At 51.9% G+C, this 23722-nt stretch carries 19 protein-coding genes and 2 pseudogenes; 9 read left to right on the forward strand and 12 right to left on the reverse strand.

Annotated elements, in window-relative coordinates:
- Positions 1–12: 12 nt before the first annotated feature.
- Both SBL51_RS04200 and SBL51_RS04205 read left to right on the forward strand, forming a co-directional pair.
- Entirely contained in the window at positions 13–972 is a 960-nt protein-coding gene (locus tag SBL51_RS04200; RefSeq protein WP_317929430.1) for a MoxR family ATPase, read from the forward strand.
- A 110-nt stretch (positions 973–1082) separates the two neighbouring features.
- Entirely contained in the window at positions 1083–2297 is a 1215-nt protein-coding gene (locus SBL51_RS04205) for a DUF58 domain-containing protein (RefSeq protein ID WP_317929431.1), read from the forward strand.
- Between the two features lie 162 nt (positions 2298–2459).
- Here the strand turns inward: SBL51_RS04205 and SBL51_RS23250 are convergent.
- Together SBL51_RS23250 and SBL51_RS23255 are read right to left on the reverse strand one after the other, a co-directional pair.
- A pseudogene (locus SBL51_RS23250) lies at positions 2460–2607 on the reverse strand (IS5/IS1182 family transposase); the annotation flags it as partial.
- 165 nt (positions 2608–2772) lie between these two features.
- Positions 2773–2971, reverse strand: a pseudogene (locus tag SBL51_RS23255) (transposase); the annotation flags it as partial.
- A gap of 443 nt (positions 2972–3414) precedes the next feature.
- Here SBL51_RS23255 and SBL51_RS04215 point away from each other — a divergent pair.
- Positions 3415–3795, forward strand: coding sequence for a hypothetical protein (locus SBL51_RS04215; protein ID WP_317929433.1), 381 nt, complete (start codon positions 3415–3417; stop codon positions 3793–3795).
- Positions 3796–3829: 34 nt separating this feature from the next.
- Here the strand turns inward: SBL51_RS04215 and SBL51_RS04220 are convergent, their stop codons facing one another.
- Positions 3830–4285: a hypothetical protein gene (locus tag SBL51_RS04220; RefSeq protein WP_317929435.1), complete on the reverse strand. Its 456-nt coding sequence runs from the start codon at positions 4283–4285 to the stop codon at positions 3830–3832.
- Positions 4286–4332: 47 nt separating this feature from the next.
- The gene (locus tag SBL51_RS04225; RefSeq protein WP_317929436.1) at positions 4333–5385 is read right to left on the reverse strand and encodes a hypothetical protein; all 1053 of its coding nucleotides are present in this window, start codon (positions 5383–5385) and stop codon (positions 4333–4335) included.
- A gap of 558 nt (positions 5386–5943) precedes the next feature.
- On the opposite strand from SBL51_RS04225, the gene SBL51_RS04230 reads away from it, so the two are divergent.
- Positions 5944–6969 carry a patatin-like phospholipase family protein gene (locus tag SBL51_RS04230; protein WP_317929437.1) on the forward strand — a complete coding sequence of 342 codons (1026 nt, stop codon included), beginning with the start codon at positions 5944–5946 and terminating at the stop codon, positions 6967–6969.
- Positions 6970–7057: 88 nt separating this feature from the next.
- Here SBL51_RS04230 and SBL51_RS04235 read toward each other — a convergent pair whose 3' ends face one another.
- The gene (locus tag SBL51_RS04235; RefSeq protein ID WP_317929439.1) at positions 7058–7432 is read right to left on the reverse strand and encodes a DUF3192 domain-containing protein; all 375 of its coding nucleotides are present in this window, start codon (positions 7430–7432) and stop codon (positions 7058–7060) included.
- 139 nt (positions 7433–7571) lie between these two features.
- On the opposite strand from SBL51_RS04235, the gene SBL51_RS04240 reads away from it, so the two are divergent.
- The 3 genes from SBL51_RS04240 (at position 7572) to SBL51_RS04250 (ending at position 10196) form a co-directional block, all read left to right on the forward strand.
- A complete protein-coding gene (locus SBL51_RS04240) occupies positions 7572–8435 on the forward strand; it encodes a hypothetical protein (protein WP_317929441.1) in 864 nt (287 codons plus the stop codon).
- 94 nt (positions 8436–8529) lie between these two features.
- Complete coding sequence (locus SBL51_RS04245) at positions 8530–9096, forward strand: NnrU family protein (RefSeq protein WP_317929443.1); 567 nt, start codon at positions 8530–8532, stop codon at positions 9094–9096.
- Positions 9097–9377: 281 nt separating this feature from the next.
- Complete coding sequence (locus SBL51_RS04250) at positions 9378–10196, forward strand: substrate-binding periplasmic protein (protein ID WP_317929444.1); 819 nt, start codon at positions 9378–9380, stop codon at positions 10194–10196.
- Between the two features lie 79 nt (positions 10197–10275).
- Here SBL51_RS04250 and SBL51_RS04255 read toward each other — a convergent pair whose 3' ends face one another.
- The 3 genes from SBL51_RS04255 to pdsR all read right to left on the reverse strand — a co-directional run bounded on the left by SBL51_RS04255 (position 10276) and on the right by pdsR (position 15864).
- Positions 10276–12768 carry an ExeM/NucH family extracellular endonuclease gene (locus SBL51_RS04255; protein ID WP_317929445.1) on the reverse strand — a complete coding sequence of 831 codons (2493 nt, stop codon included), beginning with the start codon at positions 12766–12768 and terminating at the stop codon, positions 10276–10278.
- 208 nt (positions 12769–12976) lie between these two features.
- Entirely contained in the window at positions 12977–15073 is a 2097-nt protein-coding gene (locus SBL51_RS04260) for an ATP-binding protein (protein WP_317929446.1), read from the reverse strand.
- A 95-nt stretch (positions 15074–15168) separates the two neighbouring features.
- Complete coding sequence (gene pdsR / locus SBL51_RS04265; RefSeq protein ID WP_317929447.1) at positions 15169–15864, reverse strand: proteobacterial dedicated sortase system response regulator; 696 nt, start codon at positions 15862–15864, stop codon at positions 15169–15171.
- 180 nt (positions 15865–16044) lie between these two features.
- On the opposite strand from pdsR, the gene SBL51_RS04270 reads away from it, so the two are divergent.
- On the forward strand, positions 16045–16314 hold the full coding sequence (locus SBL51_RS04270) for a hypothetical protein (protein WP_317929448.1): 270 nt from the start codon (positions 16045–16047) through the stop codon (positions 16312–16314).
- Between the two features lie 24 nt (positions 16315–16338).
- Here SBL51_RS04270 and SBL51_RS04275 read toward each other — a convergent pair whose 3' ends face one another.
- Complete coding sequence (locus SBL51_RS04275) at positions 16339–16830, reverse strand: GNAT family N-acetyltransferase (protein WP_317929449.1); 492 nt, start codon at positions 16828–16830, stop codon at positions 16339–16341.
- Positions 16831–16979: 149 nt separating this feature from the next.
- On the opposite strand from SBL51_RS04275, the gene SBL51_RS04280 reads away from it, so the two are divergent.
- The gene (locus SBL51_RS04280; RefSeq protein ID WP_317929451.1) at positions 16980–17813 is read left to right on the forward strand and encodes a universal stress protein; all 834 of its coding nucleotides are present in this window, start codon (positions 16980–16982) and stop codon (positions 17811–17813) included.
- A gap of 81 nt (positions 17814–17894) precedes the next feature.
- Here the strand turns inward: SBL51_RS04280 and SBL51_RS04285 are convergent, their stop codons facing one another.
- From SBL51_RS04285 to rlmB, 3 genes are all read right to left on the reverse strand, one after another.
- Positions 17895–21095, reverse strand: a complete 3201-nt coding sequence (locus SBL51_RS04285; protein WP_317929453.1) for an efflux RND transporter permease subunit — start codon at positions 21093–21095, stop codon at positions 17895–17897.
- On the reverse strand, positions 21082–22284 hold the full coding sequence (locus SBL51_RS04290; RefSeq protein WP_317929454.1) for an efflux RND transporter periplasmic adaptor subunit: 1203 nt from the start codon (positions 22282–22284) through the stop codon (positions 21082–21084). Before SBL51_RS04290 ends, SBL51_RS04285 begins: the two co-directional genes overlap by 14 nt.
- 699 nt (positions 22285–22983) lie before the next feature.
- Positions 22984–23721, reverse strand: a complete 738-nt coding sequence (rlmB, locus tag SBL51_RS04295; protein ID WP_317929455.1) for a 23S rRNA (guanosine(2251)-2'-O)-methyltransferase RlmB — start codon at positions 23719–23721, stop codon at positions 22984–22986.
- Position 23722: the final 1 nt, after the last annotated feature.

A 23722-nucleotide genomic window follows, 5' to 3' on the forward strand; every position in this document is an offset into this window, starting at 1 on the left:
AGAGTAAATAGTATGGATATAGAACAAGCCGGCGCCCTTCTCGCCAAAATTCGCGCGCAATTAAACAGTAAGTTACTCGGCCAACCCGAAGTGGTTGACCAGGTATTGGTAGCACTCCTCTCCAATGGCCACGTATTGATCGAAGGCATACCTGGGCTTGGCAAAACCTTGCTAGTTCGTGCATTAGCCGAGTGTTTTGCTGGAGAATTCAAACGTATTCAGTTCACCCCGGATCTGATGCCGGCCGATATTACTGGCCACGTTATGTACGATATGGAAAACAGCCGCTTCCGGCTGCGCACCGGGCCAATATTTACCAACCTGCTGCTGGCTGATGAGATCAACCGGGCACCGGCTAAAACCCAAGCAGCCCTACTTGAAGTAATGCAGGAGCGTCAAGTTACGTTGGAGGGCACCTCCAAAGTTATGCCCAAACCCTTTATGGTGCTGGCAACACAAAACCCCATCGACCAGGAGGGAACCTACCCCCTTCCAGAGGCTGAACTTGATCGCTTCTTCATGAAAATATTCATCGACTACCCCAGTTTGGAAGATGAACTACATATCACTAGCGTTATCACCAGCGGCCATACAGACGATCAACACGCTTTCGGAGCCAGCGAAGCGATCATCAGCGCCGAGGATATACAAGCCATGCAGGCGGTTGCTGCCAATATTGAAGTGGACCAGCAGGTGCTGGAGTACGGAGTCCGCCTGGTGCGAGCCAGCCGGGAGAGCGCTGCCATTCAACGGGGAGCAGGCCCACGCGCCAGCCTGGCACTGCTGCGTGGGGCACGTGCCCGCGCGCTGATGCGGGGTATGAACTACGTTACACCGGATGACATCAAGTCAATGGCTTTACCCGTAATGCGTCATCGAATTCAGTTGGCTGCCGAGATGGAAATTGAAGGGCTCACCAGCGATCAGGTACTTATGCAGGTAATCAGCTCGGTGGACGCTCCCCGCATATGAGGCCTGGAAAATTCTTACTGCTGTTGCTTAGCGCTTGGGCGCTATTGGCACTGGCCATAAGTGCCGCTCGAATCAGCGGACTGCCCTTTGGCTACCTGGATAAGGTGTGGTTGGGATTAGGCATTTTACTGACCATTGCCGCTCTGATAGATGCCTTTCGCCCCGGGCCACTAAACCAAAAGCTCAGCATAGAAAGAGAGTTACCCGGGTCTTTGGGATTAGGCGTTAACTGTAAAGCGAGAGCAGTGCTCCATAATCAATTGCCGCGTGAATTAACACTTATTCTGGCGGAGGCGCCGTCGGACAAACTGAACATCAAGCAGTTACCCGTTAAGCTACGCTTAAAACCCAACCAAAAGAGTGAAGTCCTTTACAGCGTCATACCAACAGACAGAGGTGTTGAAACACTGCAAGAGTTCATCGTACGGGTCGATTCCCCCTGGCTCTTGTGGCAACACAAAATAAGAATAGGTAATCACAGCACGGTAAAAATCTATCCAAACTTCTCCCCTATTGCACATATCGCCGCTCTGGGAGTGGAACAACATGTACGGCAATTAGGCATACACCTCTCCCAGCGTCGGGGAGAGGGGATGGAGTTCAAGCAGTTGCGAGAGTTTATCGAAGGTGACGCGTTACGCCAGATAGACTGGAAAACAACCGCCCGGCAACGTAAACCCATCTCACGCGAGTATCAGGATGAACGCAACCAGGAAATATTTTTCCTACTGGATTGCGGCCGTCGATTGCGCCACAAGGATGGTGAACTTAGCCACTTCGACCATGCCCTCAATGCCATTTTGTTAACAGCCTACATCGCAATACGACAGGGGGATAGCGCTGGTTTCGCAAGTTTCGCCGGGCAGGAGCGATGGTTAAGCCCGGTAAAAGGCAGTATGGGCGTTAATCGGCTGCTTAATTTGCTATTCGATCTACAAAGCACACTGGAAAACAGTGATTTTTTACAGGTGGCGGAGAAGTTCCAAGCACGGCATCGGCGCCGTTCCCTGGTGATTATCGTCAGCAATATACGCGAGGAAGACAGCGAAGACCTGATCAAAGCGACTCGTCTCCTCTCCAAAAGCCATGTAGTCATGGTCGCCAGTTTACGGGAACACCTGTTGGATGAAACACTGAATCGCCCCGCGACCAATTTTTCAGACTCCCTGGCCTATGCTGCCACTCATCAATTTATGGCCGAACGCCAACAAGTACTACACAAACTCGTTAATGCAGGTGTCGTTGTAGTCGACTCATTACCAGAGCAGCTTCACATTCGCCTGGTAAATGAATATTTCCGGCTAAAAAGAAGCCACAGGCTATAACGTCTACAGCAGCCAATAAGCCTCGACAGCCATCGACGAACTCTCCCGTGTCATAGCCCTTGTCCGCACCAACCGTCATTCCAGGGCGCGAACCCTAATCGGCCGACAGGGTTGTACCGGCATCCCACTTCAGTCGAGTGCCGGATTCTGTGGCTTCTACCTCAACAATTAGACCGTTTCGATTCTCGGTCAATAAATACCCCATGTGGCACAGACGAGATTCCTTGCCTGCACTCTTTCTATACAGCTTGGCATCACCGTCTGTTGTGGAGGCATGAGTTTTAATGCTGCGCTTCTGCCCGTGAAAGTTCTCGCCATCGTCATCATCTGAACTATCCCTGGGCTTAAAGGACTTCATCGACACACAAGCTTCCAGGAGGGTGCCATCCACAGAAAAGTGATCGCGGGACATCAGTTTCTTGGCATGCGCCAGCTTTTTGATAGCGTCGAAAAAACAGCTCATCAATATTGCCCCGCATCAGACGATCCCGGTTTTTGGAAAATACCGAGTGGTTCCAGACGCGATCATCCATAGCCAAGCCAACAAACCAGCGAAACATCAGGTCGTAGTCCAGTCGTTCCACCAACTGCCGCTCTGATCGAAGGGTGAATAATATCTGGAGTAGCATAGCTCGAATCAGTTGCTCTGGCGGAATGGATGGTCTGCCGACTGAGGAGTAAATCTCATCAAAAGCAGGTTCGATCTCTGCCGGTGCGGTATCGACGATTTTGCGTACCATTGCATATGGGGCGATTATCTGGAATACGGGATTCCAGGCTGACATAGCTGAAAAGTTTCACCCTGATTTATTGAGTCGCCGCGCATGGATGGTCACCCGAGATAAGATGCCGGTATTGTCTAAATTTTTTTAGTTTTTCAACAGCCTGCTATATGGCTGAAAGGCTTGCGCTGCTTCGATAAAAATTTGAGTGTGTATGAGTCAGGCAGGCTCTCCTGCCGCACACTTTCTACAAACTGGCCATTGTGCAATTAATACCCCACCATTTATTGACCGGGTTTGTCTGAGATCAACCGGAGTGTTGGCGCCTTTCAGTAAATTAAGCAATATTCAACGGTAACCCATATTGGTTCAGGTTCTTTCCGGAAGTGAAAACTATGGCTTTTCCCATTATCGCAGTTGCTCTCGACACAGACGGTACTATTTCTCCCCATGCCGGCCGCGCGCTGAGTTGGCGGGTTTACTCCATTGAAGGGCAGCAACCCACTCATGTTTGGGACCTAACCCTCACCGAGTTGGGCAGCTTGCATGAGTGGCATGTCCGAGGTGATGGCAACCGTCATCCGCTGCACAGCGTGGATGTCGCTATTGCCGGATCGGGAGGGGAAGGTGTTACACGGCGCTTAGCTGAACGCAATACCGTGTTGACAACCACAACAGAGACGGAACCACTGGCTGCGGTAATCGCCTATTTGGAAGGGAGTTTACCCGCTGGGTTACCGCACAGAGAAGAAGAGTGCTTAAAGGCCACCAGCTAAACATCTGGATAGTGGCGATTAGGGTAGTCGAATCTTAAGCGACCTTATCACTGCCTTGAATATTGGTGCACCAAGCCTGCCAGCTCAACTCAATGTTGGTGAGCACTTCAGACAGATATTCACCGCTGGGCAGATGTTCCTGCTTGAAGTTAGAGAGCGCACAAGAGCTTCTGTTGAATCGCAGTGCGTACTCAATCAGGGTATCTTTGTAGACCCCGATTTGCTCAATATACCAAGCCAACCACTGTAATTTCTCTTCAGATGATAACTGACCATCGGCGCTCACCTGCTCAACCAGATCAATAGCCTGCTCTAACAACTGTTTTTCAACCGCTAGGAGTTGACGAGCAAACACACCTTCAGATTGGCCGCGAGATAAATCGCGGTTGATTCCGCGGTTATATTCCCGCTGTAAACCCGGTATCAACCTTGATAAAGAGTCACCAATTGTATGCATTTGTGACGTAGTACCGCTTTTTGACTGTGTCATTTTTTCCACCATAATACTGCTATTGTGCTCTGACTAAATAAAATCCCTTATAGTTCACTATCGGTATATTCGACCGATGCTGAATAATCGATGGAATTCCCTTGCCAGCGGGGCAGTTGTAAACCTTCGTGGCCAACAACTGGCATGATCAGTTTACGGCGGGTTATGACCCAATCGCCCGCTTCCGGTTCCACTCTGATACTCCAACCCCAGCTGATCGGAAAATAGGCCGGTACCCAGATACTGTCAGAGCCATTTGTGGTGAGTGGCCGTTGCATAAAGAAGCTGGTGTAGCGTTCCAGCAGCGTATAGCTCGCCACTACCTCACCATTGGCCCTTTTTGCCAATGCCTGCCCTACTCTATCTTCGTAACAGTAATCCTGTTCGATACCAAGGCTTTGACCACGTCCTAGTCTACTTAGCACACTGGCATCTTGCTCATTGCACAGGTAAAGCACCGGTGCTTCTGCTGGATCAGTATCCAATAAATCGAGTAGAGAGCCATCATCCAGCAAAATGGTACGCTTGGACTCCACCAAGCGAACTTCCGCGAGCTCGGCTGCGAAACCACAGCTGTTGTAGCCTATGGTGAAACTGGGCGTTATCGAAATAAAGTGCCCACCCGCTATAGGTTCGATAGTTAAATCTTTGAGTGTGGCTTGACGCAGCGTAAATTCGTTTTCACTAAACGATTGATTACCACCACTTTGCGTATCCCAGGCGTAAGCAATATCACCTTCAATCGCAGGCTGAGCCTGCCCACTACTACTGGTTAAAGTGTAGCAGCTGACCAATTCATCCCGAGTAGGCCCTATTGGCCAATAATCGGACCATACAGCGGCTGGCAATGCCATGCCGGGGAGAAATTTAAGCTTCGCATCCGCTTGATCGCCACTGAGAGCGGCTGACGAGCTCGTTTCTGGCCGCGAATTTTCCACCAAACGCAATCCATTGGGCGCATAAGGTAGACGCATTTTAGGTGGCTCAGCCATCGAACAATCTCTTTTTAAAGCCAGACATTCCGGGAACAGCGCAACGCTCACCCAACATAAGTGAGCTCGTGAGAGAAATACCCTTGCTTGCTCGGGAAGTGCTTTCATGAACCATGCCACCCACTATCGCAGCTGCGAAGGGAAGAAGATGGGTTATAGCAGGGTAGCAACCGCTTTTTGCCAGAAATTCTTAGTGGAATGTAATAACCATGACAAACCATCCCGCTAACCGATGTTGGGTTTTCCACATAGACTGGCTCCACGCAACACAAGTACTTTGTGAACAAGGCTTAGTTTAAACGGCTATGGGAGCCTCAGCGCCCGCCTATTAATCCACCCAGAGCCGATCTTCGCAGTAAACTTGGCCGTTGAGGAAGGCACCAAGCTGGCTAGCGGGTGATAGCCGGGCGCCTGTTACCGGACGATTGCGGTTTTAATTCCCACTTTGAATAATGCACCTGGCAAAGCGGTTTTCCCGACCTACCGATTAGGCTAATATCAGAGCCTACCAATTGCAGCAATTTCTGTTTTCCCAATTGCAACACGGCTGAGTTGAGATAATTCGGTCCATTGCATCACAGTATCCTGAAACGATTATTGGCCGCCACTAAACGGCAATCCAAATACAAAACAATAATGTAATGCCGATCCGGCAAAGGATAGACCATGTCAAAAATAATACTGTCACTGGACGGCGGTGGTATCCGCGGTGCCGCCACAACACAATTTCTAAGTCACGTAGAAAAAGAGCTACAAGACAGCTACGGAAAAAGCCTCCGTGACTGTGTCGACTTTTATGCGGGTACCAGTACTGGTGCCATCATCGCACTGGCGTTAGCGACAACCCAGCTGACCGTCAGCGAGATCAATGAGCTCTACAATGTGACCAACGCCCGAAAGATATTCGCAGACAACAAAGGTTGGTTTGAGTTAGACGGTATCAACTCCCCAAAATACGAAGCCAAAGGCAAATCTGAGCTACTGAAGAAAAATATGGGGCCCGCCAAAATCGGTGATGTTGCCAGCGATAAACATGTGTTGGCGGTTACCTACAGTATCGAAACACGCAGACCAGAAGTCATAAAGTCGACCGAACCAACCCACCTGAAACTGCTCTCCTGCGATGTGGCCGACGCTTCCAGCGCAGCACCAACCTATTTCCCCACTAAAGAGTTGCGCCTCGGCGGCGCTGTCGATGAGGCCTGGTTGGTTGATGGTGGAGTCACAGCCAATAATCCAACCATGTGCGCCGTTGCTGAGGCACGTAAAATTTGGGCTGCCACAACGCCAATGGAGCAACTGCGCGTACTCTCCATCGGTACCGGTTACCGCACCCGCAAAATCAATGGTCCGGAATCCCGTAAATGGGGGGCATTGGGTTGGGTTACCAAAGGCTCGATCCTGGATCTGCTATCCGATGAACGGGTGGTTGCTTACCAGGCACAAACCATTATCAACCCCGGCAATTATATACGCGTCAATTCTGAAATGAAGCGCCAGCCTGGGCTCGATTCCGCCCCGGATGACGCTATGGACGATATCAGCAACAGCAATATTAAAAAGCTGAAAGCGATGGGGGATTTTTGGTACAACCGCTATGGGGAATCGGTGATTAAATTTTTGTTAGGCGACTACAATGGTCCATCACTGGATAGAATTGACCCTAGAACCGGATTACCGATAGAAAAGTGATCGGATAACGGTGGTCCCAGCCGTTTCAATAGCTGGGGCTACCGATTTTGCAAGCCGGCCACTCCCACACCTATCCCTGGCGTACGGCTCAGTTTCCAGAGGCAATAATATTTTCCAAGGCCGTATTCCCCCAACCAATTAAGTCTCCATTAAGAAAAATAAGCGGCGTAGTCTCGTTCTTTTTCGTTTCGCCGTCGGACTTAACCCAATGCGTACGATAATAGAGCACATAGTAGTTGTTACCGGCCAGGCTGAACGCCTCGGTAAAGTCCGGCGTTCCCAACTGCTCGACAACCCGATCACGTTCAGCCCCAATGTCTAACTGACTAATAATCTGGTTATTGCTCTCCTGCCGAGAGTGCCAAGCCGACTCTTCATCCCAGCTATCATCCTTATCAATAATTACACATCCACTTAATAGCGTTAACATGACAGCTAATGTCATCAACGGGACAGATCTCATATAGATACTCCTGATTTACTTGAGTTGACTATCGACAGAAGGCACTCTGTTTCTGATTAACCACTATGGTTACTTCCACCTCAGACGCAGCCAGAAATAAAAAGGTTGCACTCCTCAACCCGGCCGTGAGCGATAAGATTTGAAGGTTATTTTCAGCCGTAAAGGATTCGATTCCAGCGCCGGTGGCGTTCCCAGCCCAATATTTCCAGACGGTACGCTCCTTTCATTACCGATACCCGACTCCGCTTCTGTGATCCGATATCAGGATTTACAATGGCCACAAGCACCCCCAAGCAAACTACTGAGGGCATTAACCAAGGGCCACATCAGCGCCCGGCAAGGAGCACACCTGGATCCAGACCTCTCCCATCAGACGTTAAAGCGGTCGACCGGCTGGCGACCGGTACTTGGCCAGCACGGCGCGGCACAGGCCCATTTGCGCAATCAAGGTGTGGGCAGAGGAGACCTGTTCCTCTTCTTTGGCCTTTTTCGGGCGGTCAAAAAATCAGCCGGTCGCTACCAATGGGACACGGCCTCCCCGGCCCATCACCGGCTTTGGGGATGGCTGCAGGTGGGAGAGATACTTAAGCCGGAAGCAAGTCCATGCGCTATTCCCGCCTGGTTGCGCTACCACCCTCACTGCCAGAGCAGATCCTTGCTCAACAACACACTCTATCTAGCGGCTGATCGCCTGCAACTATCCAAAAAGGAGGGTGGCATACCCGCAGCGGGCCTCTTCCCCAGCGCAATGGAGGAGCTACAACTGACCGCACCAAACGCTCCAAGCCCGAGCCATTGGCAATTACTCCGTTGGTTATTACCCGGCAAGAGCAGAACGCCACTCAGCTATCACCACCGGGCTGATCGGTGGCAGCAAGAGCAGAGCCATTGCCTGCTTAAAGCTGCGGCAAGGGGACAGGAGTTTGTTTTACAGGCAAATGAGTACCCGGAAGCAGAGTCCTGGTTAGAGCAGCTGTTTGCCCGTTGTACAGACGGCAATTAACCGGAACGCACCAGAAGCCGATATCCCGACTTCGACCGGCCGATAAGAGTTGTGGTAGGCTGGCGCCCCAATAACAATAACCGAGCTTATATTGATGCTCTTACTCGTATCAGGGCTGCTCTTATGGGCAGTTATCCACTTCGTTCCCGTATTGGCCCCCCACTTTCGCCAGGCTGCGATCGTCAATATTGGCCAGCCCCTCTGGCGGGTGCTATTTGCCACCATCGTATTCAGCGCACTATTCCTGATTGTGACCGGCTGGCGTTCAATCGTGCCAACACCGGTGTGGTTACCGCCAACATGGACACGCCATATCACCATGCTGCTAGTGCCGATTGCGATCATTCTGCTTAGCGCTACCTTTCTGCCCACCGATTTAAAACGTTTTATTCGCCAACCTCAGCTGGCCGGTCTAAAACTGTGGGCCACTGCCCATCTATTATGTAATGGCGAGTTGAGATCGATCATACTGTTTGGCGGATTTTTATTTTGGGCGGTACTGCAGCTGATCTTTACAAAACGTTATGCGGGAAGAAGCTGGACTGAGGCCAAACCCTATGGCTGGTTTAAAACCCTGGCCTCATCAGTCATAGGCCTAATTGTTAGCGCTGTATTGGCCTTCACGCACGTCTATTTTACGGGTGTGCCTTTATTGCCTTAAATAAGATGATAACGCCGACTTAAAAACAGATTCTCCCGGCGCATTCATATATGTATTTTGAATATGCCTACTACTGTTTGAGTAATTAATCATCTGAAAATAACAAGAATCCTGGTTAGTAAGCTGAATCCAGCAGTAACACGATGTTATCGGGACATCGTCCAACTTTTCTACTAGTCACACACCCTTCTCTCTCTACGCCATCTGCGCTATAAAGCGGGAATCATCGGGTTATCGCTACCTCAAACATAATTCAAACAGTTAGGAGCGCTACAACTACCTTGAACCAGAACGCTTTCTGCCGGCCATTACATAAAGTGCAATCGCTTGCCATTACCTTGCTCATGGTCTGTTCGACGTCAGCCCTCGCGGGCCCCACCGACACCGAGCAAAAATCCCGGGTTTGCATTGCCACCTCTGCCTATCACACCTCCACCGCCCAGCAGTCCGGCTTGAGTGAAGCCATGGAGAGGATTATTTCCGAAGCCTATGCCTACTCGAATTATCAGGTGGAGTTCCGGGCCCTACCCCACAAACGCGCGCTGCAGGAGGTACTCCTAGGCCAATGCGATATGATGGGGGGTGCAATTTATAGTGATAAACGCGCAGAGAGCTACCTGTTTTCAAAAGAGCCAATCGCAGAGACCGACGTAGTACTTTTTACCCGCAAAGACAACCCCATCTCCTGGACCAAACTGGAGGATCTGGTCGGCTATCGCATAGGCTATGGCGATGGTCATACCGTCTCGGAGGAGTTTGACCAGGCCGACTACCTCACCAAAATACCCATAGCCTCCGATAATCGAAACACCCAGATTTTCTATCTGCTGGCCAGTGGTCGAATCGATTTGGCAGTCATGGCGGAACTCCAGGGGCGTTATATTATCGCCACCAGGCTACCAACGGAGTACAAAAACTTTTTTACGGTGGTACAGCCCCCCATCTCCCACATGAAGGTCTACGGTATGTTCTCCAGGGCGGTAAGTGATGTCGAGAGGAAAATGGCAGCCTTTGATCAAGGCCTGGAGGCATTAAAGGCCAGTGGCGAGATGGATAAAATTATTGAGGAATATATAGAGCGTAATATTGCCCAGCCTTAAATAACGATCTAGTAATCGCAAAAAGGGGAGCTTTCGCTCCCCTTTCTATTTTCCGATAGGTCGAACCTACTATTAAGGTTTACTCCGTTTGGCCTTCGCAGTGCTGCATTTCCAACGTGACCACCACCGGATCATGGTCAGAACTACGGTAAGGCCCAACCGCGGTAAAGTCGATCAAATCGCCCTCTGCACCATTGTAATAAGAGAGTGCTTGGTGGTATTCCAGCTGGTACAACTCTACGCTGTTGATATTCCAGTGGCTTAAATCCACAACAGAAGCCATTGCCTCAGGCGAGGCCAGAATATGGTCTAACGAACCCACTTGGTCAGTGCCATAAAAGAAGTACGAGAAACCATCGGCATCAAACAGCTCCTTCACAGGCAGATAGCCAAAGCCTTTGCTAACCGGAACCGACAGCCCGCCATCCAGGTTAGTGTTGTGTGCCGTGGTAATGGTGTAACCGCGTTGCTCCGGGCTGTAATCCGTTAACACGGCAACCGGGTCCTCCATGCTATAACTGTTGAGGTCACCCAAAATCAATACCTTGGCCGGCAGATTCATGGCTGCCAAGCCATTGCCCAAAGTGACCGCCGCGGAAACCCGCAGAGCATTACAGCTACCCTGAATGGTATCCAAGGCGGTTGGCGAATTACTGTCTTCGTAGCAACCAGAGCCTTTGGATTTAAAGTGGTTGACGGCAACCGCAAATTTATCGCCTGTGGCTTTGTGCACAAAGCTCTGAACCAAGGTGTTGCGCATCGCCACAGTGCTGCCGTTGTTGTCCTGCACGGGCATTGGGACAGCCTGCAACAAGCCCATCGCCGAGACGGCATCCTTTTTATAGATAACGGCGTTACTGATGGCGTCGCTGCCGGTAATGCTGGTATCGGGTGAGTGGGCAAAGCGGTAGACCTTCTTGCCTAATGCAGTATTCAACTCTGATACCAGCTGCTTAATGGCGCTGTCTGAACCAAAGCCGTCGTTTTCAATTTCCAACAAACCCACCACATCGGCATCCAGGGCCAACAGCGCCGCCACAATACGGGCCTGCTGCAGGGCAAATGCCTCGGCACTTTCTGCACCGCGATTGGCCGGGTAGTCGAAAGTTACTGTTCCATCTTCCTGGCGTAGGCCATTGAAGTAGTTGAGTACATTAAAGCTGGCTACTTTAACGTCCCCCTCTACAACCACGGGGGCCGGAGTACGGCTACTGGTGATCGCAAAGCTCTCTTTGGTGGGAATAATGCGGTAATTGCTGAACGAGTAGAGCACCGGGCCGCTGGCCGAGACCTTATCACCCACACGTGGGGCATTGCTGTAGTTCAGCCCATCAAACCCTGGGGTAGTGTAATAGCTAATAGTCGCCGGGTAACTCTGGCTGTTATCGTCTGCCAGCAACAGGATATTGGCACTGGCGTTAGCCACGGCCGCATCGTACTCGGCACTTAAGGGTACAGCCACATCAGTGGGGGACCATTTGAGCCCGTCACTCAACATGATCTCACCGTAACGGGTAAAGTTGTCCAGGGTAAAGATAGTGGCATCGGTTACCGCGGCAACCATACCCTCCACACTCTCCAAGTCCAGAATGCCCGCGTACGGCATTGGAATGGTCACAGGGCTAATCGACTCACCAGCCAGGCCACAATTCAATAGCGATTGGGCTGCAATTTCGCTATTGCCGAAATATTCTGTGGTGTCGCCCAATACACGCACCAAGTCGCCGACAGCGACAGAGTCCGTTGCCAGGCTGAAAATAAAGATGCCTTCCGAGGTGGTGCTATCAGCATCGCTATCGCTGGGCTCTTCCTGCAGGAAAAATCCGCCTTCGTTAAAAGCGGTAACAATACCTTCAACCACCACAGCGCCGGCAACGGCAACGGCGGAGCCACTGCCCTGCACGGTACTGATCAAGGTTGCCTCTTCAAAGCAGGCGCCGAGTTCCACGGCTGGCGGTGGCGGCTCCACCGGGCCATCGCCGATGGTTGTAAAATCGGTGGTAAAGGTGCCAATGGGCATCATGCTGGCCGCACTCAAATTACTGACTTCGTTATCCCAGACATTGGTGCCGCTGTAAGTCCATTCACCGGCGACAAAACTGCCCAGGTTGGGCGCGGTATAACTGTTGCGATAAGCCCAACCATCCAGGTGATCCCACACCTGGCCGGTGCCATCGACATTAATATCGCCGTAAACGTCGATAACCTCGCCGTTTTTAAACAACTCAATAGCATCATCGCCGTTGATACTGGCAGCGTTGCCAACAAAAATCAGATCGGGGGAAAAACCAAAGAATGTTTCAAAGCCGGCGCTTTCGGTAGCGACATAAATATAGCTGCCGGCACTGGCAGAACCGGAAAAGGTCAGCTCTTCGCCATCACTGCCACCGCCATTATTGGCCGAGCCAATACCGTAAATGCTTAGGTCGGGAATATCCGCAGTGACATAAATCTCGACGCCTTTCGGCACCCCGCCAGTCAGTGGCCCATCGTAGACGGCGGTCAGCATCATATCGGCGTTAACCGCCACCGATGCCGCCAATAGCGGAACCGTCAGCAACCAGTTTTTCATTTTCAATTCCTTTAAATTTTGTAAAGTCCAATGCCAGTTGAATAGCTATCAGCCCCAAACACACAAGGGGGCCCGATGATTGTTCACGCAGTATACCCATGGGAAACCGGGGAAGAAGTGTAGTTGTCTGGCTTGTCGTTTTTGTGACGTATTTGCTTACGAGTGTCGGAATTTGAAAATTAGCAGGAAGCTATGTGACAGGCTTGTTTCAATCTTGCGGTGAAATCACTGGCATACGCACCGTGAATGTTACGCCCTTTCCATCGTCGCGGTTGCCAGCCGTTACCTGCCCACCATGGAAATCGGCCACCAGCTTAACAATGTGCAGGCCTAAGCCCAAATGAGGCTCATCGCCCTTTTGAGCTCTGACCGAAACCATAGAGGAAAATAGCTGGTCGGCCATGGTGGCCGGCAACAGTGGCCCGCTATTGCTCACACTGAATTGGCAATTTTTTTCCCCGCCAAGAAGTTGAATAGTTATTTCGCCTTCGGCGTCACAAAAATCAACCGCATTATCAAACAGCTTATCGAGCATCTGCACAATCAGCTCCGGGGAGGCCATCACCCAAACAGGATTAGCCGGCAGTTGAACACTAACCGTGAATAGTTGCTGCTCGGTTAATGCCTGGTAGGCCGCCACCAACTCTGCCACCAGCTCCCACAAATTCACAGGTTCCAGTTCGGTTTGGGTAATCGTCTCCTCAATGCGCTGTGCAGAGTTCATCGCCGTAAGAATTTTCGACAACCGATCCGCGCCGGATTGCGCCCGCTGCAGATAATTCACCTGGGCTTCTGGCAGCTCTCCGGTTGCCAGGTTATCAAGTGAGCTCTTGACGATGGCCAAAGGGGTGCGCAGCTCGTGGGAGAGTTTACTGGCCAGGGTGCGCAGATAGTCGTGATACTCAGCTACACGCAGCAGCAGTTCACGATAATGGCGATTGAGGTCGCCAATCTCATCCCTCATGGCGGAGCGGGGAAAGGCCAGATTGATGGAGCCATCACTATTCACCGCCGAGGCCGCCGCCCGGCTTAAACGCCGGATACGAACGCTCAACCAGGTGGCGTAACTGAACAACACCACGGCGAAGAAGGCCAAGACCAACCCGGAATAGAACAGCAAGCGCCGAAATGCGTGATCGGCCAGGCCCAACCACTGCCGGGTGCCCTGCTCCACCACCACCAGGCCGGCAACCCGAGGCGGGGAGCCCGGCTCGCCAGACGCCAATTCATCAGCCGATAAGATTGGTACAACTACCCGCAACAGATTGCTGCTCTGATCAAACTGATACCAACTGGTGGTACTGATACCCTCACTGAGCGCGGTACGAATCTCCGGCTCCGACCAACGTATCAGATACTCACTCATATCGACCTTGGTCAGTGGCCGGTCATTCAATAACCAACGCACCAGCCAAGCCATGGCGGGAGCCTGCTCGCCCGATGCCGAAAGCTGATTACTGTCGGCCAATAGCCAGCGCTCGCTGCTGAGCAGGCTGATGTGGCTGTTGGGGTGCACAAATTGGTCTGCAATGGCCTGCAGCGGTGGCATAACGGTAATTACCGGCCGAATGGCTGAATTGGCCAGCTGCCCTACGGCCGCCTCTGCCAAGAGCGACTGGCCCGAGACATTACTAAGCCAAAGCTGATTGTCGGCGTCATACACACCCAGTGTCAGGCCGCTGCCTACCCAGGTGAGCGGCAGCTCGAACTCCACCTGGTAGCCGTTCTCCTGCTCCCGCCAGACGGCACGCACGCGGTGCTCGGGCCGCTGCTGTTGCCCCTGCCAGGCAACCACCTGCATCTCCCCCGGAGCGCTGGTGCGCAGCACCATAACCCTACGCTGTTGTCCTTGGCCCAGCGCCAGTGCCAGAAAGTCGCCGCTGGCGGGGAATGCAATACTTGGCTCGTGAAATTGAAACCGGTTGTCATAGACGGTGATAAACCCGTAAAAGCTGTCGCCGCTGCGCAACAGCCGCAAAGACCAGGCAAGCCCCGGCATTGAATAGCGCTGAGCCTGCAAATACAGCGATAACCAATCGTCCTCGTAACCGTCAAGTGCGATGGGCAGCTCCCGTTGCAGGGCATAAAGCCCCTCGCCGGCGCCGGCTACAGAGGAATTTTGCAGCTGTTCGAGCAGGCTGGGTTCACTACGGATTCGATCCGCCAGCGCCTGGCTGCTGGCCAGTAGTGCCTGCTCTTGCCCCACCCGTAGCAGCTGTTCTACCTCACGAATGAAAAGGAATCCGGCCACAGGCAATAGCAGGAACAGTAGGCCCAGCAGCAATAGTTGGCGTCTTAACGGCATGGCCAGCTACAGCTCAACGACCGAGGCCAAGCCAGGCACGCTGGCAAATAGCGAGTGACAACGGAAATCTCTGCGCAGCAACCGTCCCACTGGCGTCATTTTGCGTCCCACCGGTAGCCCATGCCATAGGCGGTTTGAATGGCCTTAAACTGGCCGTCGATACGGGTAAATTTCTTGCGGATACGCTTGATATGCGAGGTGATGGTATTGTCATCCAGGACCACATTGGCAGCGTCCATCAGTTGCTGACGATTCTTCACATGGCCTGGATGCCGGGCGAGACAGTGCACTATCCAGAGCTCGGTTATGGTCAGCTCCAGCATGGCCCCCTGCCAGCTGGCTGAAAGGCGATCCATATCCAGCGACAGCTCCCCCCGCTGCAGTTGGTTATCGGAGTTGGAGAGACTCTCCGTTAACGCCTCCACCCGGCGGAAAAGCGCAATGATTCTGGCAAGCATGTGCTGTTGCGAAATATCTTTACTAAGGTAGTCGTCAGCGCCCAGGCGCAAACCGGAAACCACATCGAAATCACTGTCTCTGGCGGTCAGAAAGATGATGGGAAGTTGCGGCGCCTGCGCCCGCAAGTTGCGGCAGAGATCGAACCCCCCTTCAATCTCCTCCCCCAGGCCAACATCGATAATCGCCAAATCGGGTAGTTTATTGGCAAAAGCCTGTTCGGCACTTTTGCGCGAACTATAGAGAGAGACTTTAAATCCGTGGCGGGCGAGAAAATCACGATAGTTTTCGGCAATAGCCGGTTCATCTTCCACGATAGCTATATGGCGGGCCATTCTATGTTCCATCAAGTGACTGCCATGGCAGTTTAACCCCAATGGCGATTCGATCAACCACGCCGCGTTGATTGCCATAATTGATCACAATTGGCCGCCAGTTTGCCAAGAAAGCCCCACCTCTAGGTCGTTCTGTTGCCATTTAATGGCTTGGTCAGTTCACCCGGAGGCCGTTAACCCATGAAAATCGCATCCCTAACCAGACTCGCTAAATCACTGCTTATTGCGCGTTTTAGTCACCGGTGCCACCCCGCATTAGACTACCTCTACTCTCCTTCCAGCCAGCGTTTTGAGCGGTTAAAAGCCAAGCCCAAGGCGATCCCCAAGCACCTCTATCTCAGCAAACAACCCCAAAAGAGATGGTGGCAACGGCTGCTAACCGTGAGCCTGCTACTGCTGGTCAGCACACTAGTACTGTTGGTATGGGCGCTGGTGGATGCCAAACTGTAGCAGGGTGACGGCCGTTGGCAGCCGCTACAACTCTTTGCTGAGCAGCAGCGTATGCGGCTGGTAGGCGGATTGGCGATAGAAGGCAATTGCGGACTGATTACTCTGCAAGGTTGAAACCACAACTCTGGCAAGCCCAAGACCGCGGCAATAATCTTCTGCGGTATTGACCAGTAGCCGGCCAACCCCTTGGCTGCGCACTGCCGGCAGCACAAACAGATCGGTGATGTTGCCAACCTTGCGGTACCGCTCAAGGAGGTATTCATCACCCGGGTCGGTTGACTCTATCGCCAACACCAAAAAGCCCTGCACAACCCCTTTATTGTTTTCAGCCACCCAAGTTGCCCCGCCGGTTGAACTACTCAACTGCAGAAGGTAGTGCAGGTGAGCCTCGGCCATCACTTCACCCCGGGTGCGGTCCCCACTCTGCGCCCGTTCCAACTCCTGCAGCTCCGCCATCATGGGAACCAGGGCTGGGAAATCTTTGGGTTGGTATCGGCGTATGCTATGAATCTGCACAAAACACTCCTGCTGCCGTGCTCAAACAAAACTCAAATTATTAGCGTTAATCGGCCCGTGTAAAGCCCCATGTTGAACTCTAATCCATTGCTGACGGTCCATTCTACTATCGGTGCATTAAGCACTCTGGCTGGAAAAGGTACCAACCCATGAACGAAGACATTCTGGTAGTTTGGCAATATAACAATCCAACAGACTTAGCCCTGGCCAAAGCGGCTGCAATGGCCAGGATTGGCGAATCAAAACTGACTGTATTGGCATTTAGCGCCGACACCTCCGCAATTTCAGAACAGGAGCTGGCCGATACGGTTGCCGCAGCGGCGGGTGACGATGTCGTCATCAATGCTATTCACTGCCTCTCCCCCACAGAGATCAATCCCTGGCTGCTGAACGCGCAACAGAGCAACACCTTTCACATGGTGGTAAAAACCGCAGCCAAAGAGTCCGAATTAATTCGCGATAGCACCGACTGGCAACTGATACGGGAACTCACCTGCCCACTACTGCTCTCCATGGGGCGGCAATGGAACCTGCAGAACTTTTCAGTTTTAGCGACCGTGGATATATCTGACAACAACCCACTGCAACAGTCGATCAATCAATCGGTTATCACCATCGCCCAAACGGCAGAGACTAAGCTTGGGGCGAGCGTTCATCTCACTTATGTCATTGCCATTGCCAAAGCACTGAGTGAACTCTCCATCAAAGAGAGCCAAGACACCCTGCATCACCATGGCGATGAGAATTTGCGCAAACTGAAACAATTAGCCAATGACTATAATCTGGCAACAGCCACCCCCCACGTATTAGCCGGGTGTGTCGATGAGGAGGTGAGCAGCCTCGCCAACAAATTAAAGGTGGACCTGGTCATTATGGGCAGCGTCGGCCGGAAGGGAATCAAAGGGTTGCTGCTGGGCAACACGGCCGAAAAGACCATCGCCAACCTGCGTGAAGATCTACTGATTATTAAACCGGTCAATTAACGCCTATCAATCACCAAGCACTGCTCATTAACAAAGAAAGGGCCTAAGGCCCTTTCTTTGTTTTCAAAATCTATTAACTTTTTAGGAGGAAGCTGACCGCCCAAAAGTCGCAGTGATTAACCGTACTATCCATCCATAAAATTGCTTAATTGCCGCCCCAATATCTTCAAAAATCAGATAAAGGCAAGGCACTAACAGCAGAGTAACCAGCGTGGCATAGAGGACAGCGCAGCCCAATGAAACCGCCATGGGAATAACAAACCGCGCCTGCAGGCTGGTTTCAAACAGAATTGGCATAACCCCGGCAAAGGTAGTAATCGATGTGAGCGTAATCGCCCGAAAACGGGCACAACCGGCATCGACCACCGCGCGCAGAGTATGTACACCCATTTTACGTAGCTGGTTGGTGTAGTCGGTCATCACCAGGCTATCGTTAATAACCACCCCGGCAGCGGCAATCAGCCCGAAAGTTGACATCATGCTGAGGTCCATGCCCAAAGCAAAATGGCCCCATATTGCCCCCGTTAAACTGAACGGAATGACCGACATAATAATAAACGGGTGCGAATAACTGCGCAGCGGGATTGCCAATAACATATAAACCACGATAAGCCCGGCGATAAAAAAGAGAATCTGTTCGTTGGCCTGATCTTTCTGATCCTCAAGACTACCACCCAGTTTGGTTCTAACACTGGGGTATTGGGCAAATACCTGGGGTAGCAGTGTCTCTTTGATCAGTTTCTCCACGGCCGATGGTTCGATGACCTGCTCGTCAATCGCCCCCCAAATATAGACACTGCGAAAACCATTTTCCCGGCGAATATAGCTGATTCCAGGCTTCTCAATTAATTGCACCACATCGCCCAGCATCACCTCGCCACCGGCTGGTGTTTTGATAAGCGCGTATTTTAATGAACTAAAGGTTTTACGCGTTAATTCTGGGTAGCGCACCATCACTTTGATCTCATCGCCATCGCGAATCACCCGTTGTGCCTCGTCGCCATAGAAGCTGAGCCCCACCTGGCTGGCAATATCCGCCAGGCTTAACCCTAAATCGTAAGCCACCGGTAACAGCCGCAACTGAATCTCTTTACTGACCGGGTCGATGGTAGAACTCACATCAAAGATCCCCGTCTGCTGCCGCAATAAGTCCATAAACAGTCGGCCTGCGGCATTCAGTGTTTCCAAATCCGAGCCATAAAGCAGATAACCCAGCTCACCATCTCCGCCCTGATTGGAGTTCACGTCATCGTAAATGTTGATCGATTTCAAACCGGGGATATCGGGCAACTGTTCGCGCCACAAACGGGAGAGATCAAACGCGGTGAACTGGCGCTGATCTTCGTCTACTAGAGCGATCAGCAACTGACCTTCATTACGACTGGTATTGAAGGTCAAGATATCTTTAACCATCCCCCGGCCGTATTGATCGATCATCTTCTGGTCGACAGATCGAACCACTTTCTCGATGGCAACCAAAGCATCAATCACCTGCCTGTCTGCCACGTTTTCGTTCATCTCAATTTTAATGGAGGGAAAGTCATGGGGTACGGCGGGCGAGGGGATAAAGCGCACCAGGTTGGCGGTAACCATCGATACACTCAGCACCAACAAGCCAACAAAGACACACAGGACCAGCCAGCGCCACTCGGTACAGAGCGTGACGAAGCCGCGGTAGTGATGATTGATAAAATGGGTATATCTGCGATTAAACCGGCTACGCCAGCCAGACTCTTTCTTTTTGGCAAAGTCAATTTTGGCAAGGTGGGCCGGCAAAATTAACTTGGATTCAACCAAACTGAAAAACAGGCATGCCATCACGATCATGGCAATATTGGTAAAGAAGGTACCATCGGGCCCGGATGAGAGGGTAAACGGTGCAAACACCGCGATAGTTGTTAACACGCCAAAGGTCGCCGGCGTTGCCACCCTACGTGCGCCAACCACCACATTGCGAGTACCGCCACCGTTCTTTTCCACCTCGGTATAGACACTCTCGCCAATGACAATAGCATCGTCGACGACAATACCCAGCACCATAATAAAGCCAAACAGCGAGACCACATTGATGGTCACATCAAACAGGGGCATCAGCATCACCGCCCCCAGGAAACAGACCGGCAAGCCCGCCATCACCCACATAGCCACGTTAAAGCGCAGGAATACCGTCAGTAGCACCGCCACCAGCACCGCGCCCATCAGCAGGTTTTTCAGCATCATATCCAGGCGGCCATTGAGGTAGTAGGTCATATCCACCAGCACCTTTAATTCCAGCCCATGCGGCAGGGTTTTATTGCGCGCCTGAACCCACTGATTCACCGTCTCGGCCACCGGCACCATATTCTGTTCGTTGGTCGCCTTAACCGAAATATAGATGGCATTTTTGCCAGAGTACTTAAAGTAGTGCTCCCCCTCAACAAAGTTATCCCGTACAGTGGCAATATCACCCAGCAAGACCTTGGCACCACCGTCCCCGATTTTTACCGGAATCTGATTAAACTCATCACCGTGATAGTACTGGTTCTCTACCCGAACAGAGATGATGCCCGAATCAGAGCGGAGTTGGCCGGCGGATAAATTAGTGGAATAACGATTGATGGCATTGGCAACATCGTTGATGGTGAGGTTGTACTGACGCAGCACCTCGGGGTGAACCTCCACCGCAATTTCGTCGTCCGGCGCGTAGAGATCCACCAGGGAGACATTTCCCAGCGCCAATAGCTCATCCTCCAGCTGTTTGGCCAGGGGTTTTAACTTGTAGAGCGGCAAGTCGCCGGTTAACCCCATCTCGATAATTTCCTGGCGGAACTCCTCTTGATAAATCACCAAGGGTTCCATGCCGGCCGGGAAGGTGGCGATGCCATCGACGCGCAATTTGACCTTATCAAGAACCTCCGCCAAATCGGCATCGGGATCAACCTCCAGGGTGACCCGCCCAGAGTTACGAAAAGCGCGCGATACCGTTTTATCGATTTCGGTAACGTCTTTGAGTTTCTCTTCAATTTTTACCAATATCCCCTCTTCAATCTCTTTGGGTGAAGCCCCGGGATAGGTGGCCTGAATCTGAATGTAATTCAACTCAAAATTGGGAAACATCTGCCGCTGGATGGTGAAATAGGTAACCAACCCCATCACCAATATAAAAAACATCAGCAGGTTGGCCGCCACAGGATTGTAGGCAAAAAAGCCAATTAATCCGGTGCGGGTATCGGTACTGGAGACCTCCTCCTCTGGTATTTCGATAGGCTCTTCATCGACCACGGGTTTATCAGAATCCGACATGGCTGCCTCCTGCCACGTACTGATCATTGCCACTGTTTGTCGAAGAGACCTGATCATCCTCGGCGGTTTTAACGACTTTCACGGCCATACCGGGCTGTGGGTATTCGGGCAGAGTGGTAACGATGCGATCGCTGTTTTCCAAGCCACTCCTAATCAGGAAATAGCCCCCCTCCTCACGGATAACCTCTACCTGCCTGGGCTCCAGTTCCGAAGCTTCGTTCACCACCCAGACGGTGCGGTTATTGACCAGCTCCTGGGGTAAGCGATAGACATTGGCCAAGGTCTTGCCGGCAAAGCTCACCTTGACATAGCTGCCAAATTTAAGCGCCGGCAAGTTGGTGTCGAAACCATAGGGATCATCCACCTCCACCATCAGGTGCGACATACGGGTGGCCTCATCGATAATGCCCAAGTCGTGCATTAACACCCCTTGCCGGGTAACCCCCAAAACGTGTTGCTGTTCGATTTCGGCGGTGAGTCCGGCAACTTCGTCGGGCATGAACGCACTATCAAAACCCGGAATAGGCAAAACGATTTTAGCCCGCTCAATGTTGTAGAGTTTGGCCACCTGGCTGCCCACCGTAAGGTACTGGCCAACACCAATGTTCCGATCAACCACCAGGGCATCGAATGGCGCATAGACCTCGCAGTTATCCAAGTCGCGTTTGGCGATTTTGAGTGCCGCCTGCGCCGATTTAACCCCCGCTTGTGCACTCAATAACTGCGGTTTACGCAGAAAGAGATCGGTATATTTTTTACCGGGATTGCGGCGTGCCTCATCGGCGGCCACCTCAGCCAGAGCCTGCTGCTCAATGAGGTTGGCTTCTGCCGAATTCACATTGGCCTCTGCCTGTAGATAAGCAGCAAGGTAAGCATCCTTTTCAATAGAGAAGAGCAGCTCACCACGCTGGATACGCCCACCATCCAGAAAGACAGGATTCCAGGCAACCACCTCGCCCGACACCTGCGCGGCCAGCGGTGTAATTTCGATAGGCTCAACAGCACCATAAGCAGTGATCACGATTTGGTAATCTTCTGTTTCAGCCATTTCAATGTTGACCGTTGGCTTGGTATCAACAGCGACCTCTTCTATCGTGCGCTTGGCAAACGCATTGATTGCATAAAAACCGAATGCACTGATGGCAATCACTGCAACAGGGAGAATAATTTTTAAAGACTTGGGGTTCATATAATTTTTCAATCTAAATTTATTGGGCCACTTTCTAACCACCTAAGGCGGAGACTCTACCCTGTAATTATCCTTTTCGTATTATATTTTGATGATATGTTAGAGATTAATGACATCAAAAAAGGTATTTACAGAAGCCAATAGCCGATCGACTCACCAGCCACTACTAGTGACGAACAGCAGAGGCAAATCCCGCATCTGCTTATCAACCAGCGACCAAAAAAAATGAGTGTCGATACCGGTAGGTAGACGCCTACAACCGCAGTTTGGTTGACAGCTATAAAAAAGTTTTCCTGTGGCCACAGAAATTCGGCTACGCGAACAACCACTGCTCAGCGACACCTGCCAAACCGCTATTGGATAAATAGCAACAGCGAATAGTTCACCAATGTTGGAGCATTCGCCAAGGCCTTATGGGCAAAGATCTATTACGCCAGGTAAAAAATCCAGATCACCCACAGGGTGGCAGGGCAACCAAACTTTGTGCAGCCTATTTTAGGCAAGATTGATTAATAACCAACTACAGCTATTGCCCCACTTGATTGATAACAACAGCTAATTGATGACAATGGTACGTTGAAAAGATCACTTGATTGAAAGCAACAAGATAACCGATCGCAAATTGCCCAACCGGTCGCCGAGTTTACACCCGACAACCAAGGCTCGGCAATCCGTCCCAATATCTTAGAGAGGCGCCGATTAACGGCGTTGGCGAACAGCCTCAAACAGAAAAATACCCGCCGCTACAGATACATTAAGGCTGCTCACGGTGCCCGCCATCGGCAATTTAGCGAGGTAATCACAGGTCTCCCGGGTGAGGCGCCGTAAACCCTTACCCTCGGCACCCATCACCAGGGCTATTGGCCCCTTAAGGTCGCACTGGTAGAGCTCCTGCTCCGCTTCACCGGCGGCACCAATTACCCACACCCCCTGCTCCTGCAGCTCCTTCAACGTACGAGCCAGGTTGGTAACCGTAACGTAGGGGACGGTATCGGCGGCACCACTGGCGGTTTTACGGGCCACCGCATTCAGGCTGGCCGAGTTGTCTTTGGGGGCAATAACGGCAGCAGCGCCGGCGGCTTCGGCACTGCGTAGGCAGGCACCCAGGTTGTGCGGGTCGGTAACGCCATCCAAAACCAACAACAGCAGGGTGTTGCCCGCCCCGGTGACCAGCGCTTCCAGATCCTCTTCCGTGTGGGTTTTACCGGGGATGGCGACGGCCACCACCCCCTGGTGGTTGCCATCCACCAGTTTATCGAGGCTGTTACGATTCTGATGCTGAATGGCAATCTGGTTCTGCTCAGCCAGGCTGATGATCTGCTGCAGGCGCCGATCCTGCCGATCTTTCAAAATACGCAGCTCCAACACCCGTTCGGGCGTCGACTTTAACAACGCCTGCACCGAGTGCAGGCCATAAATCAGCTCCTGCTTGGCCATG

The sequence above is a fragment of the Halioxenophilus sp. WMMB6 genome, from assembly GCF_033283405.1.
In the GTDB taxonomy this organism is placed as follows: Bacteria; Pseudomonadota; Gammaproteobacteria; order Pseudomonadales; family Cellvibrionaceae; genus Halioxenophilus.